This is a genomic window from Peribacillus sp. B-H-3, from assembly GCF_048572925.1.
Classification (GTDB): Bacteria; Bacillota; Bacilli; order Bacillales; family DSM-1321; genus Peribacillus.
The window spans coordinates 4,207,217-4,221,570 of sequence record NZ_CP183879.1; the positions used below are offsets into that span (position 1 = coordinate 4,207,217).

11 protein-coding genes and 1 pseudogene are annotated in these 14,354 nt (G+C 44.1%); 1 reads left to right on the forward strand and 11 read right to left on the reverse strand.

Annotation, left to right across the window (positions count from 1 at the left end; all coding sequences use genetic code 11):
- Nucleotides 1-559: 559 nt before the first annotated feature.
- The 4 genes and pseudogenes from mdh to ACN6MY_RS21000 form a co-directional block, all read right to left on the reverse strand.
- The gene (mdh, locus tag ACN6MY_RS20985) at nt 560-1,501 is read right to left on the reverse strand and encodes a malate dehydrogenase (protein WP_419881899.1); all 942 of its coding nucleotides are present in this window, start codon (nt 1,499-1,501) and stop codon (nt 560-562) included.
- Between the two features lie 128 nt (nt 1,502-1,629).
- Nucleotides 1,630-2,897 (reverse strand): annotated as a pseudogene (gene icd / locus ACN6MY_RS20990) (NADP-dependent isocitrate dehydrogenase).
- 125 nt (nt 2,898-3,022) lie between these two features.
- Entirely contained in the window at nt 3,023-4,138 is a 1,116-nt protein-coding gene (gene citZ, locus ACN6MY_RS20995; RefSeq protein ID WP_419881900.1) for a citrate synthase, read from the reverse strand.
- 547 nt (nt 4,139-4,685) lie between these two features.
- Complete coding sequence (locus ACN6MY_RS21000; protein ID WP_419881901.1) at nt 4,686-5,144, reverse strand: DUF441 domain-containing protein; 459 nt, start codon at nt 5,142-5,144, stop codon at nt 4,686-4,688.
- Nucleotides 5,145-5,312: 168 nt separating this feature from the next.
- Here ACN6MY_RS21000 and ytvI point away from each other — a divergent pair, with 168 nt between their 5' ends.
- Nucleotides 5,313-6,437 carry a sporulation integral membrane protein YtvI gene (gene ytvI, locus ACN6MY_RS21005; protein WP_419881902.1) on the forward strand — a complete coding sequence of 375 codons (1,125 nt, stop codon included), beginning with the start codon at nt 5,313-5,315 and terminating at the stop codon, nt 6,435-6,437.
- A gap of 346 nt (nt 6,438-6,783) precedes the next feature.
- On the opposite strand, the gene ACN6MY_RS21010 is transcribed toward ytvI, so the two are convergent.
- From ACN6MY_RS21010 to ACN6MY_RS21040, 7 genes are all read right to left on the reverse strand, one after another.
- Nucleotides 6,784-7,170: an FxsA family protein gene (locus ACN6MY_RS21010; protein WP_419881903.1), complete on the reverse strand. Its 387-nt coding sequence runs from the start codon at nt 7,168-7,170 to the stop codon at nt 6,784-6,786.
- A gap of 253 nt (nt 7,171-7,423) precedes the next feature.
- On the reverse strand, nt 7,424-9,184 hold the full coding sequence (gene pyk, locus ACN6MY_RS21015; RefSeq protein ID WP_419881904.1) for a pyruvate kinase: 1,761 nt from the start codon (nt 9,182-9,184) through the stop codon (nt 7,424-7,426).
- Nucleotides 9,185-9,226: 42 nt separating this feature from the next.
- The gene (gene pfkA / locus ACN6MY_RS21020) at nt 9,227-10,186 is read right to left on the reverse strand and encodes a 6-phosphofructokinase (protein ID WP_419881905.1); all 960 of its coding nucleotides are present in this window, start codon (nt 10,184-10,186) and stop codon (nt 9,227-9,229) included.
- A 333-nt stretch (nt 10,187-10,519) separates the two neighbouring features.
- Complete coding sequence (gene accA, locus ACN6MY_RS21025; RefSeq protein WP_419881906.1) at nt 10,520-11,500, reverse strand: acetyl-CoA carboxylase carboxyl transferase subunit alpha; 981 nt, start codon at nt 11,498-11,500, stop codon at nt 10,520-10,522.
- The gene (accD, locus tag ACN6MY_RS21030) at nt 11,497-12,363 is read right to left on the reverse strand and encodes an acetyl-CoA carboxylase, carboxyltransferase subunit beta (protein WP_419881907.1); all 867 of its coding nucleotides are present in this window, start codon (nt 12,361-12,363) and stop codon (nt 11,497-11,499) included. Before accD ends, accA begins: the two co-directional genes overlap by 4 nt.
- Nucleotides 12,364-12,453: 90 nt before the next feature.
- A complete protein-coding gene (locus ACN6MY_RS21035; protein WP_419881908.1) occupies nt 12,454-13,092 on the reverse strand; it encodes a FadR/GntR family transcriptional regulator in 639 nt (212 codons plus the stop codon).
- On the reverse strand, nt 13,089-14,330 hold the full coding sequence (locus tag ACN6MY_RS21040; protein ID WP_419881909.1) for an NAD(P)-dependent malic enzyme: 1,242 nt from the start codon (nt 14,328-14,330) through the stop codon (nt 13,089-13,091). Before ACN6MY_RS21040 ends, ACN6MY_RS21035 begins: the two co-directional genes overlap by 4 nt.
- Between the last annotated feature and the right edge of the window lie 24 nt (nt 14,331-14,354).

Here is a 14,354-nt window from a genome sequence, read left to right on the forward strand (position 1 = left end):
CCACCTTCATTATAAAGAAAAACATCGAGAAGGAAAACGCTAATTTAGCATATCCATAATTTCTTTTCCCTATTAATGAAAAACAGTGCCTTCCCGACAATTAAACATGAAAAGTAAAACACGAGTTCAACCAAAGAGAAGATAGGGAGAACTGGAGCTTCCGAGCATATTTGTAATAGATTGCTGTTTTGTAACCGCCCGCTTCGAAAGGATGAAAACAAAAGGCTGTTTTCGTAAATTTCGCTGCTATGGAACAAGGTGGCTGATTTCCGCTCCAGGATGCTGCTTTCCGCGGGGCGGGCGGTGAGCATCCCCGGCTGTGCCTGCGGGGTCTCACCTGTTCCGCTCATCTAAGCAGGAGTCTCGCACCTTGCACTCCAATCAACCTGACTTAACAATGTGATCGCCTTACAGTACACATTAAATGAAAAAACAACAATCTTTAAGAAAAGAGCTAAACAAAAAAACCGGCTTCCTTAAAAATAAGGGAGCCGGCCTCGAGATAGATGCTTTTTCAGAAGCAGCTTTACACTAACAATGTCTCTTTATCCATTAGATGCTATTCATTTAATACTTTCATAACACTTTTAACGGAATCCGCTGATTTAGAAAGAGCTGTTCTTTCTTCTTCTGTTAATTCAAGTTCAATGATTTTTTCAATTCCGCCGGCACCGATGATTGTCGGTACACCAAGATAGATTCCATCAAAGCCATATTCACCTTCAAGGAACGCAATGGTCGGAAGAATGCGGCGCTGATCTTTCAAAATGGCTTCAGCCATTTCCACAAGAGCCGCAGCAGGAGCATAATAAGCGCTGCCGTTTCCTAGAAGGTTAACAATCTCTCCCCCGCCTGTTCGCGTTCTCGCAACAATGGCATCAAGACGCTCTTTAGAAATTAATGTTTCAAGCGGAATTCCCCCGGCATATGAATAGCGCACTAATGGAACCATATCATCGCCATGGCCTCCAAGCACGAATCCCGTAACATCCTTGACTGAAAGATTTAATTCCTGTGAAATGAATGTGCGGAAACGGGCAGTATCCAAAACTCCTGATTGGCCGATAACACGGTTTTTCGGGAAGCCGGATTCTTTGTAAACGGTGTATGACATGGCATCTACCGGGTTAGTTAAGACGATGATTGTTGTGTTTGGAGAATGCTTAACAATATCCCGGGTAACCGATTTCATGATTTTTTGGTTCGTCTGGACCAAATCATCACGGCTCATGCCTGGTTTGCGGGCAATGCCCGCTGTAATGATGACGATATCTGAATCAGCTGTATCTTCATAGCTTGAAGTACCTGTAATATTTGCATCAAAGCCTTGGACTGGACTGGCTTCAAGCATGTCGAGCGCTTTCCCTTTTGTCGGGTTTTCCATCTGCGGAACGTCTACAAGAACTACATTTCCGAGTTCTTTTTGAGCGAGTAAAAATGCAGTTGTCGCACCAGTGAATCCGCCGCCGATAACAGATATTTTTTTTCGGGCATTAGTCATGGCATTTCCTCCTTAAAATATGTAAAAATCCGATACATGCATTTTCAGGGGCTAACGAAAATATAAGCTTCTAGGGGACAGAACCATTGTGACGCATCCTGTCCCCTAGAAGCTAATTGATTATATTATTAAAGATTTTTGATAAGCTCGTCTGCAAACTCAGAGCATTTAACTTCAGTCGCACCGTCCATAAGACGTGCAAAGTCATAGGTTACAACTTTTGATTCAATCGTTTTTTCTACAGAAGCTGTAATTAGATTAGCAGCCTCATTCCATCCAAGGTGCTCAAGAAGCAATACGCCTGAAAGAAGGACAGATGAAGGATTTACCTTGTCTTGTCCGGCATATTTAGGAGCTGTGCCATGAGTAGCTTCGAAAATGGCATGCCCTGTTTCATAGTTGATGTTCGCTCCCGGTGCAATACCGATGCCGCCAACCTGTGCTGCAAGTGCATCTGAAATGTAGTCGCCGTTTAAGTTCATTGTTGCAACAACATCGAATTCTTTAGGGCGTGTAAGGATTTGCTGAAGGAAGATATCTGCAATGGAATCCTTGATGATGATTTGCCTTCCGCTTCAGCAGCAGACTGAGCTTTGTTGGCTGCATCTGTGCCTTCAGCTTCTTTGATCTTGTCATACTGGTTCCAAGTAAATACTTTATCGCCAAATTCCTTTTCCGCTAATTCATAACCCCAGTTTTTAAAGGCACCCTCTGTAAATTTCATGATATTGCCTTTATGTACAAGCGTTACAGATTTGCGGTTTTCTTTAATTGCATAATTGATGGCAGCGCGCACCAGGCGGGAAGTGCCTTCTTCAGAAACCGGCTTAATTCCGATGCCTGATGTTTCAGGGAAGCGGATTTTATTTACGCCAAGTTCGTTTTGAAGGAAAGAGATCAGTTTCTTCACTTCATCAGAGCCTTTCGCATATTCAATTCCAGCATAGATATCTTCAGTGTTTTCGCGGAAGATGACCATATCAGTATCTTCAGGACGCTTAACAGGTGAAGGGACACCCTGGAAGTAGCGGACTGGTCGCAAGCAGACAAATAGGTCAAGCTCTTGGCGCAAAGCTACGTTCAATGAGCGGATACCGCCGCCGATTGGTGTAGTAAGAGGCCCTTTGATTGCGATGAAATACTCGCGGATCACTTCAAGAGTTTCTTCAGGAAGCCATTCCCCTGTCTTGTCGAAGGCTTTTTGTCCAGCAAGCACTTCTTTCCAGACAATGCTTTTTTCACCGTTATATGCTTTATTAACTGCCGCTTCTAAAACCCGGGAAGCCGCCGCCCAGATATCAGGACCGATTCCGTCGCCCTCAATAAAGGGAATTACCGGATTATTAGGGACATTTAACGTACCATTTTCAACTGTGATTTTTTCACCTTGTGTCATGTCAATTCCTCCGTTTCAGATATCAAGGGCTGCAGGCTGTCCGTACAGGAAAGCCTTTGGCCCTTTTTCTTACACCTTTAAATTTACTACATAAGTGGTTAATTAAAAAAGAAAAAGTTTGTGATTTATCTTTTTTCTACAGTCACGTATTTTTGCATGCCAGGCCCTGTATACTCAGCACGCGGGCGGATCAGGCGGTTGTTTGAATATTGCTCAAGGATATGTGCAATCCAGCCGGATGTGCGGCTTACAGCAAAAATCGGCGTGAACAGGTCATGATCGATTCCCAGGCTATGGTAAACAGATGCTGAATAGAAATCGACATTCGGCGGGAGATTTTTCTGAGATGTCACCATATCCTCAATCTTGACGCTCATTTCATAATACTCCGGCTGTCCTGTGATTTCAGTCAGCTTTTGGGACATTTCTTTAAGGTGCTTGGCACGCGGATCTCCTTTGCGGTATACCCTGTGTCCAAAGCCCATGATTTTTTCTTTGTTAGCCAGTTTTTCGTTTATAACGGATTCTACACGGCCGACAGAACCGATTTCTGTAAGCATCTTCATAACTGCTTCATTCGCTCCGCCGTGCAATGGGCCTTTAAGGGCGCCGATAGCAGCAGTGACTCCGGAATAAATATCAGATAAAGTCGCTACACAAACGCGTGCAGTGAATGTAGAGGCATTTAATTCATGATCGGCATGAAGGACCAATGCCTTATTGAAGGCTGTTTCCTCAATATCGGAAGGCTCTTTTCCGCTTAGCATATATAGGAAGTTGGCAGCAAAGCTAAGGTCGGTACGCGGCGCGACAGGCTCCTGGCCCTTGCGGATACGTGCGAAAGCTGTAACCAGTGAAGGAAGTTTAGCCTGTATGCGAATGGCTTTGCGGTAGTTTGCTTCATCACTCATGGTGTCCGCTTCATCGTCATAGAGTGCTAAACTTGAGATTGCCGTGCGAAGTGCTGCCATTGGGTGAACTTTATCGATTGGAAATGTTTTGAATTGGTTTAGAACTTCTTCAGGAAGGCTGGCATTTTCTGCAAGCTGCTTTGTCAGTTCTTCCAATTGGCTCTTAGTAGGCAGGCTGCCATGCCAAAGTAAATAAATGACTTCCTCAAAAGTCGCATTATCTGCCAGATCGTCAATATCATACCCCGAGTATGTTAACGTATCATCAATGATGGAACTGATTGCGGAAGTTGTAGCCACAATCCCTTCTAGACCCTTTGTTGCTGTCATACAAAACCTCTCCTTTTCATGAGTATTCCCCTATGCTCATAACGTTTACATATAAATACAGCGCTTCCAAGAAGGTTTAAAAACTATCGCTATGTACTGTTCTGGGGAATTAAGACCTTCTGGCATGAAAGCGCACAAAGTGAAGGCGCATTCATTTTTTTGTAAAAAGCCAGAATGCAAAACACTTAAACTCTCATTTATTTATTACCCTAGATACATAGCATTAAAACTTTCCATCGAGCGCTTGCTCAATAACTATACATTCCTGAAAAACCAGGTTTTCAGCGCAGTTCGGATACCTGCTTCCATGTAATCGTTATGGGACTGTTACATGAACATTATAAACAATATTAAGAACTTTGGAAATGAAAAGAATATAAAATGTGAAAAAATTATTATTTTATTAGAAAAATACAAACAAAGAATTTCTGCTGATTTTTGAATAAGGATAAAAAATCGTAATAATACAGATAAAACACGCTTGAAACAGAGAAAAAAGGATTTGCCGCTTTCCTTTTTTCTCCGTTTTATTTATTTTCCTTGCATGTTATTTAATAACGCTGAAGATTTGCATGAAAATATAAGCAATGCCGGCACCGATTAGCGGCCCGACAGCCACTCCCCTGAACAGGGCAACCGCGAGAATCGTCCCAAAAGCAAGTGCTACTGTAATCTGCGGATCAGTCGATAAAAGCGTAAGGCCATTTTTAGCGATTAATGCCACCGCTATCCCGGACGCAAGAGCAATCCAGGCATATGGCGACTTGACTGCTTCTGACAATTCCTTAAATCCGATTGCGCCGCTCGCTATCGGGACTAGCACAGCTATCGTGATAATAGTAACACCTAAATTGATTCCCTTCGACGCCAGGTATGGAAAGACTTTCACTGAAAGTCCCGTGAACTTGAGCAGCAGGAGAAAACCAGCAGCAAACATCAGCGACGTGTTCTTGGCAATCAGCCCTATAATCCCAAGCAAAAGCAAGAACAGGATGGGTCCATTCATATTTCATCCTCCTTTAATATTATTTTGAAATAATTAATTGAAACATTTTTAGATCACCAAGGTACCTATATGTAAATGAGCGGCCATTCTTGGCTAAAATCTAATCTTTCTTTTGTCCCCTGCACTGCGTTACAATGATAACTATAGCAAAACTTGGGGGGAAGTGCCTTGAATCCAGTTTTTTTGAACCGGTTTCTCCGCTTCTTGATTGTGGCGGGAATCATCGCATTAGGCGGAATTGTCTTGTTTTACATTTCCAGATATACATACCCATTTATTATTGCCATGATCATCGCTTTTTTTATGAATCCTTTGGTAGACTTCCTGGAAATGAAAGGGCGAATGCCAAGAGGATTGGCCGTCATTATCTCCATTGTATTCATTTTGTCTGTGTTTGCAGGTCTGATTACCATACTAATTGCAGAAATTGTATCAGGAGCAGACTATTTAGGCGGTGTAGTCCCTGCCCATCTTGATACCCTCATCAATTATTTGGAGGACTTTGCAGCAGGCCAGCTCATCCCCTTTTATAACAGAATTGCTGTACTGTTCAACAATCTGGATGTCAAGCAGCAAACGACCATACTTGATAACATTCAAAACGTTGGCCAAAAAATAGGCAGCACTGCCGGGAACTTCATCCAAGGCTTCTTCCAAAACATCCCTGCCATCATCGGCTGGTTTCCTAACGCAGCCTCCGTATTGATCTTTTCGCTCCTTGCAACTTTTTTTATCAGCAAAGACTGGTACCGCATGTCAAATTTCAGCGGCAGGATCTTGCCTCCAAAAATATTTTCCAGCGGAAAACGTATTGTCGAAGACTTAAAAAAGGCCCTATTTGGTTTTATTCGGGCTCAATTCACACTGATTTCCTTAACAACCATCATTGTATTAATAGGCTTGCTCATCCTCCGTGTAAAATATGCCATCACGATTGCATTGATATGCGGCATTGTGGATCTTCTCCCGTACCTTGGAACAGGCACCGTTTTTGTGCCTTGGATCATTTATGAAGTGATATCCGGAAATACAAGTCTGGCAATTGGCCTTTCAGTATTATATGTCATTGTGCTAGTACAGCGTCAGCTCATGGAGCCGAAGGTGCTTTCATCAAGCATCGGACTGGACCCCCTGGCTACATTAGTTTCCCTTTTTGCCGGCTTCAAGTTAATTGGCTTCCTTGGCCTGGCTGCCGGACCTGTTGTTTTGGTTATCATTAATACATTGATAAAAGCACATGTTTTTTCTGATATATGGGAATTCATCATGGGCAGAGACCCTAAAGAAAGATGAAACCCTATTATATAATGAAGGCTGTTTTCGGAAACATTTTTGCTATGGAACAAGATGGTTGATTACCGCTCCAGGACGCTCGCTCCAATCAACCCGATTTTACTATGTGACCGCCTCACAGAACTTATTAAAAAACAACAATCTTTAAGAAAAATGACAAACGCCGCCTGCCTCTGAAAAAGGGAGGCGACGTTTCATGTCTGCCTCACTTACTCCCCGGGCGTACATATTTTTTCTGAGAGAGCTGTCCCTCAAAATACTTCAAGCTCACAGAACTTTAACGGATAAAAAAAGGCTTCTGCCGCCCTCTGCACCTAAAGGCACAAGAACTGCAAAAGCAAATGGTTTATCTGATTATGGTGAGCTTCCCTTTATTCATCCTATTCAAGATCCACTTGACTATCAGCGGTTTGATGATGGCACGTGTGGGCGGAAGCAGCAATAGCAGGCCAAGAATATCTGAAACAAAACCGGGAGTCAGCAGGAATGTGCCGCCAATAAGTATGCAAATTCCATCAATAACTTGATTTCCCGGCATTTGTCCGCGGCTCATTTGTTCCCGGGCCTTCCTGATTGTTTCCAGACCCTGCTGCTTTGCAAGATAAGCCCCGATCAATCCTGTGGCAATGATCAGCAGGAGTGTAAATCCGACTCCAATTGTTTTTCCTGACAATAAAAGAAGGGTGATTTCTAAAGCTGGCATAGCAATTAAAAACAAGATAAAAAGTTTCATCTGTTATACCCCCGAATATTTCCTTTTAATAACCTTGTACTGTTTTCAGTATACAATATGAACCTTCATAGTGCTAAATTCAGTATTTGGAATAATACGGAACTAACCCAAAGTTCATCGCTGATTTCGGTAATAGCGGGACACTGGACGGAAACTCAGGCCACGCGTGCAGCGAAAATCATCAGATTAACAGCGCCATAAAAAAAACGAAGCGAAAGCTTTAGCCTTCGTTTCGTTTTTTTTAAGTTATTTATTACAATACATTTGCATGTCCGTTATACACAATGCCTCTGCTTGCATCTACAGTGATTCTTTGTCCATTTTGAAGCTGGGTCAAGGCGTTTTCAGCACCGACGATTACAGGTATGCCAAGGTTTACGCCGACAACTGCCGCATGGCTTGTCAGGCCGCCTTCTTCAGTAATTAGCGCTGAACATTTTTCAATGGCAGGCATCATTTCTTTATCAGTTGCTATTGTAACCAGTACAGAACCCTCTTTTACTTTTTCATTAGCTTCTTTCGCAGAGCGGGCCAGCACTACATTGCCTTTTGCAGATTTTCTGCCAATTCCCTGTGCTTTAATCAAAACGTCGCCAAGGACATGAATTTTCATCAAGTTGGTTGTTCCGGCTTCGCCTACTGGTACACCGGCAGTAATGACTACAAGATCACCATGTGAAACAAGTTCTGAATTCAAGCTTTCATCAATGGCTGATTGAAGCATTTCATCCGTACTTGCAGCCTGTGATCCGTTCTGAGGGTATACTCCCCATACAAGAGATAAACTTCTGACAACATAATCATTTGCCGTTACAGCAATGATTGGAGATTTTGGACGATATTTAGAAATCATGCGTGCTGTATGGCCGCTTTCAGTTGGTGTAATGATAGCTCCTGCATTCAGGTTAAGAGCTGTATGCGCAACCGATTGCCCGATCGCATCTGTCACATTATGTCCGTTATCCCTGCTTCTTGCTGATAAGATTTCTTTATAATTCAAAGCACTTTCGGCACGAGAAGCGATATTGTGCATAGTTTGAACAGCTTCAACAGGGTATGTGCCGGCAGCCGTTTCGCCAGAAAGCATGATGGCATCCGTTCCGTCAAATATGGCATTGGCTACATCACTTGCTTCAGCACGTGTAGGACGGGGATTTCTTTGCATTGAATCCAGCATTTGTGTCGCAGTGATGACAGGTTTTCCTAAGCTGTTGCATTTTTTGATCAATTGCTTTTGTACAAGAGGAACTTCCTCTGCAGGGATTTCTACACCAAGGTCACCGCGTGCAACCATCAAGCCATCTGAAACTTCAAGAATTTCATCAATCCGGTCCACACCCTCCTGGTTTTCGATCTTAGGGATGATTTGGATATGCGGAGCGTTGTGCTGCTGAAGCAGTTCACGAATCTCAAGCACGTCAGAAGCTCTGCGGACGAAGGAAGCAGCAATGAAGTCAACTCCCTGTTCAACTCCAAAAATGATATCCTGTGCATCTTTTTCCGTGATCCCCGGAAGTTTGACAGAAACACCTGGAACGTTAACGCCTTTTTTATTCTTAAGCACACCGCTGTTTAAAATCTTAGTATGAATTTCTTTTTGGCCATAATTAATTTCCGTAACCTCAAGGCCGATCAATCCGTCATCCAGAAGAATCTTTGAACCAACGTGAACGTCATCGATCAATCCTTCATAAGTAATAGAAAACTTATCAGCAGTTCCCAAAACTTCTGTCATAGACACAATGATGTTTGATCCTGCCGTTAATTCAATTGCTCCGTTTTCCATGTTGTTGGTGCGGATTTCTGGTCCTTTTGTATCCAAAAGAATCGCAACCTGCTTGCCGGTCTGCTTGACAGCTTCACGGATGTTTATGATTCTTTGTCCATGCTCCTCATGATCACCATGGGAAAAATTAAGGCGGGATACATTCATGCCTGCTTCAATAAGCTGACTTAACTTTTCTACACTTTCACTTGCCGGGCCAATCGTACAAACTATTTTAGTTTTGCGCATTTAAAACTACCTCCTGTTTTCTTAAAAAAATATGTAATTGCATTAGATGGACAGTTCGGAAGAAAGATCGTACATTTTCCTGTCGATGGCATGTTTATGGGACAAAACTTCAATGATATCATAGTCAACAAGCTGGTTTTTTTCAAGGCCCACCGCCCGGCCGCCTTTGCCTTCTATGAGAAGCTCTACGGCATGTGCCCCAAGCCTGCTTGCAAGCACACGGTCATTTGCTGATGGCGACCCTCCGCGCTGCACGTGCCCCAGAACGGTCACACGTGTATCAAAGTGCGTCTCTGCTTCAATTTCCCTTGCAATATCCACGGCACTGCCTACGCCCTCTGCCACTATAATGATGCTGTGTTTTTTGCCGCGTTCTTTTCCCCTTATGAGCTTCGCGATGAGCTCCTCCATGTTGTAGTCGCACTCGGGACATAGAATGGTCTCTGCTCCGCCAGCAAGCCCTGCCCACAAAGCCAGGTCGCCTGCGTCCCGTCCCATAACTTCCACGACATATGTCCTTTCGTGGGAAGTTGCTGTGTCCCTGATTCTATCAATAGCATCAATCACCGTATTCAAAGCTGTATCAAACCCTATGGTGAAATCTGTTCCGGGAATATCGTTATCAATAGTTCCGGGTACTCCAATGCATGGGTATCCTCTTTTGGTCAGCGCGCCAGCTCCCCGGTAGGAGCCATCTCCGCCAATCACAACCAATCCTTCTATGCCGTGCTTTTTCAGCTGCTCAATGCCCTTCAGCTGGCCTTCCTCGGTTTTGAAATCAAGGCAGCGCGCTGAATGCAGCATGGTTCCGCCCCTGTGTATAATATCCCCTACAGAGCCGATTTCAAGCTTCCTGATATCTCCTGAAATCAAACCTTGATAGCCATAATAAATTCCATATACTTCAACATTATGGAATATCGCCTTCCGGACTACAGCACGGATTGCTGCATTCATACCCGGAGAATCTCCCCCGCTTGTCAGTACACCTATTTTTCTCAAGCAAAATCACCTCTTCTTAACATGTGTGCAAATATTAAGATCATTATGATTTAGACTGCCGTAACAGTTATTCCCGGAGTTCATACTACAAAGTATTGTTACAATCATTTCTGCAATAGACTCTTTAAGACTACATTATTTCAGGAATAATGAGAAGTAAAAGCAGATATATTTTTTCTGCATTCCCTGTCCAGCACGGGGTGATGATATGCAGACTGCCTTTATTTTTTACTTTTCCTCAATAACTGTTTCTTTACCCATGTTTATAAGAGGAAAAAACGTGCCGCCTCAGGCAACACGTTTTAAAGCATCATGTAAAGTCGGATGATCCCTTTATTTTTCTGCTTTTGTCAGTGATTCCTCAAAGGAATACTTTCCGATTTTCTTATACTTGGCATACCGCTGATTCACAAGCTCCGAACCGCTTAAGGATGATAATTCAGCAAGCGATGAAGCCAGTACTTCCCGAATTGATTCTGCCTGCTCATCCATGTTGCGGTGCGCTCCTCCCTTGACCTCAGGGATGATTTCATCTATGACACCAAGCTCGTGCAAATCAGGGGCAGTAATCTTCATGGTTTCAGCGGCTCTTTTTGCCTGTGCAGCATCTTTCCACAGCAATGCAGCTGCACCCTCCGGTGAAATGACGGAGTACGTGGAGTTTTCAAGCATATGAATGCGGTCTCCAACACCCAGCGCAAGGGCTCCTCCGCTGCCGCCTTCCCCGATTACGATGCAAATGATAGGAACCTCAAGTCCCGCCATCTCGAATAAATTCTTGGCAATGGCTTCACTTTGGCCCCGCTCCTCTGCTGCCTTTCCGGGGAATGCACCTTTTGTATCAATGAAGCAGATAATCGGGCGATTGAACTTTTCTGCCTGCTTCATAAGGCGCAGGGCTTTACGGTAGCCTTCCGGATGGGGCATACCAAAGTTCCTGCGGATGTTTTCCTTTGTATCTTTTCCTCTTTGATGGCCGATGATTGTAATCGGCTTGCCTTCAAATTCGGCAATGCCAGCAACAATTGCTTCATCATCCCCATAATACCGGTCTCCATGGAACTCCAGGAAATTGGTGCACAATCTTTCAATATAATCAAGAGAGGTCGGACGTGCAGGATGCCTCGCCACCTGGACGCGGTCCCACGGCTTCATATTTTCATAAATCTCTGTTTCAAGGCTTTCCAGACGCTTTTCAAGCTTTTCTATCTCAGATGAAAGATCCACCTCGGCATCGTTCGTAATATCTTTGAGCTCGTCGATTTTTTTGCGGAGCTCAGTTACCGGACGTTCAAACTCTAGTTCGCCAATCATCGTTCTTCACCACCTGGTACATGTAACTTAAGTATGGTTGTTAATTTGTCCTTCATTTCCAGACGTGATATAACCGCGTCCAGCTGGCCATGCTTCATCAGAAACTCGGAGGTCTGGAAATCCTCAGGAAGCTCTTCCCGAATGGTCTGTTCAATAATCCGCCTGCCTGCAAATCCAATAAGTGCGCCTGGCTCTGCCAGGTTAATATCACCAAGTGAAGCAAAGCTTGCAGATACACCGCCCGTAGTCGGGTGAGTCATAATTGAAATGAAAAGCCCGCCCTCATCACTGAACATCTTAAGTGCGGCACTTGTTTTGGCCATTTGCATCAGGCTTAAAACGCCTTCTTGCATCCTTGCACCGCCGGAAGCGGTAAAGATGATGAATGGAATCTTCAGTTCACCCGCTTTTTCTATGGCTCTTGTGATTTTTTCGCCCACAACAGAACCCATGCTGCCCATACGGAAGCTTGCATCCATGATTGCCACTGCCGTCTGGTATCCGTTTATCTTCCCGATTCCTGTTACAACGGCTTCATTGATGTTTGTCTTCTTTCGGTCTTTCTCAACTTTCTCCATATAATCGGGAAAATCGAGCGGATTTACTGAAACCATGTCTGCATTAAATTCTGTAAAGCTGTCCTGCTCGAACAGGCTTCCGATTCTTTCGTATGCTGTCATGGTATGATGGTGACCGCAGTGCAGGCACACCTTTTCATTCTTCATTAATTCCTTTGTATACATGATTTTTTTGCACTTCGGGCATTTTGTCATTATGCCTTCCGGAACATCATGCTTATCACGTTCTGAAGGAATGGTTGCATACTTCTTTTTTTTGCTTTTTGTAAATAACTCTTTAAGCAAGCTGAATCCTCCCTTTGCCGCTAATTATCTTCAGTGCAAGGCCTGTCCCTTACTTTAACAGAAACAAAGCAAGAAACTTGTAAAACACTGTCAAACACTCTTCGACATATTCCTGATTTTGTGAAGATAAATATGAATCGCTTCTTCTTCATTTCTTTCTAGAAGGGCTTTCGCCAGGGAACAATATTCATCCCCTTTTGCTCTTGCAGATATTGTCCGGGCTGCCTTAGAATAGGTATTTACTATGCTCCAGATTCTCTCGATCAATCGGTTATGGTTAATTTCTGCAATATGTTTAAAAAACATTTCATCATCAAATTCATTTTGTTCGGTCCAAGCCGCCAAATTTCTAAGTGTTTCATCGGATGAAGTGCTTATGATGATCCTCAAACAATCAATTTCAATCAGCTCTTTGGTTTCTTCCAGATCTTCTTTCACCTTTGAATTCTGCAGGAAGAAGGTCCCGAGAAGCTCTACCAGCTTGTGCTCCTGAAAATCCTTGATAAATGTGCCTTCCCCTCTGCGGGTTTCGATGAGCCCCAGGAGCTCCAGTGACCGCAGGGCTTCCCGGACTGAAGAACGCCCCACGTTCAGGCGCTCCGACAGCTCCCTCTCGGAAGGCAGTTTGTCACCGGGAATTAAATGATCTTCTTCCATCATGCACCGGATCTTTTCAACTACATCCAAGTAAATCTTTGTTGATTGATTTGAAGTGCCCAAATCATTCATTCCCCGCTTTTTCCGATACTTGCCAGCTTCCTGGTTCTTTCTTTCACTTCTTCCGGGTCCACTTTGATTCTTGCAACGCCGGTTTCCATGGCTGCTTGTGCTACTGCTGCAGCCACAGCAGGCGCCACTCTTTCGTCAAAAGGAGCTGGAATGACATAGTCGGAGTGAAGTTCTTCTTTCCGGATGAGCCCGGCAATCGCTTCGACCGCAGCCACTTTCATTTTTTCATTTATATGGGTCGCGCGCACGTCCAGCGCCCCGCGGAAAATTCCTGGGAATGCAAGAACATTATTAACTTGATTCGGGAAATCCGAACGGCCGGTTCCCACTACCTTCGCGCCTGCAGCCTTTGCCTCTTCCGGCATGATTTCAGGATCAGGGTTAGCCATCGCAAATATAATCGGATCTTCATTCATGGAAGCAACCATTTCTTTGGATAATGCCCCTGCTACTGAAACCCCGATGAACACGTCGGCTCCCTTGATCACTTCTTCAAGGCTTCCCTGGAGTTTGCTGCGGTTGGTAACTTTCGCTATCTGATCCTTAATATCATTCATGCCGAATGTGCGCCCTTCAAAAATGGCGCCCTTTGAATCGCACATAATGATATCACGTACCCCGTAATGATACAGAAGCTTTATTATGGCGATTCCTGCGGCACCTGCACCGCTTGCGACAACCTTGATTTCAGACATGGTTTTCCCTGTGATGCGCAAGGCATTCACAAGTCCAGCAACTGTAACGATGGCTGTGCCATGCTGATCATCATGAAAAATCGGGATATTTGTTTCCTTCTTCAGTCTTTCTTCAATTTCAAAACAGTTAGGAGCTGCTATATCCTCTAGGTTGACGCCGCCAAATGTTGGTTCAAGGAGTTTGACAGTTTCTATTATTTTATCCACATCTGTTGTTTTCAGACACAAAGGAAAAGCATCAACACCTGCAAAGCTTTTAAACAGCACGGCTTTGCCTTCCATAACCGGCAAGGCAGCCTCTGGCCCGATATTGCCCAGCCCAAGCACTGCTGTTCCGTCAGAAATAACTGCCACTGTATTGCCTTTCATTGTGTAGTCATATACCGTTTCTGGTTTATCGTAAATCTCCTTGCACGGCTCCGCAACTCCCGGAGAATACGCCAGACTCAAGTCTTCTGCGTTCCTTACGGGCACTTTAGAAACCGTCTCAAGCTTCCCTTTATGGACGCGATGCATATGCAGTGCTTCTTCTCTTAGTGTCAATGTCTTCACTCCTTGAACTAGATA

Excerpts from the sequence above, each read along its gene's own strand:
- mdh (WP_419881899.1), bottom strand. The coding sequence starts at position 1,501 with ATGACTAATGCCCGAAAAAAAATATCTGTTATCGGCGGCGGATTCACT.
- citZ (WP_419881900.1), bottom strand. The coding sequence starts at position 4,138 with ATGACAGCAACAAAGGGTCTAGAAGGGATTGTGGCTACAACTTCCGCA.
- ACN6MY_RS21000 (WP_419881901.1), bottom strand. The coding sequence starts at position 5,144 with ATGAATGGACCCATCCTGTTCTTGCTTTTGCTTGGGATTATAGGGCTG.
- ACN6MY_RS21010 (WP_419881903.1), bottom strand. The coding sequence starts at position 7,170 with ATGAAACTTTTTATCTTGTTTTTAATTGCTATGCCAGCTTTAGAAATC.
- pyk (WP_419881904.1), bottom strand. The coding sequence starts at position 9,184 with ATGCGCAAAACTAAAATAGTTTGTACGATTGGCCCGGCAAGTGAAAGT.
- accA (WP_419881906.1), bottom strand. The coding sequence starts at position 11,500 with ATGATTGGCGAACTAGAGTTTGAACGTCCGGTAACTGAGCTCCGCAAA.
- ACN6MY_RS21035 (WP_419881908.1), bottom strand. The coding sequence starts at position 13,092 with ATGAATGATTTGGGCACTTCAAATCAATCAACAAAGATTTACTTGGAT.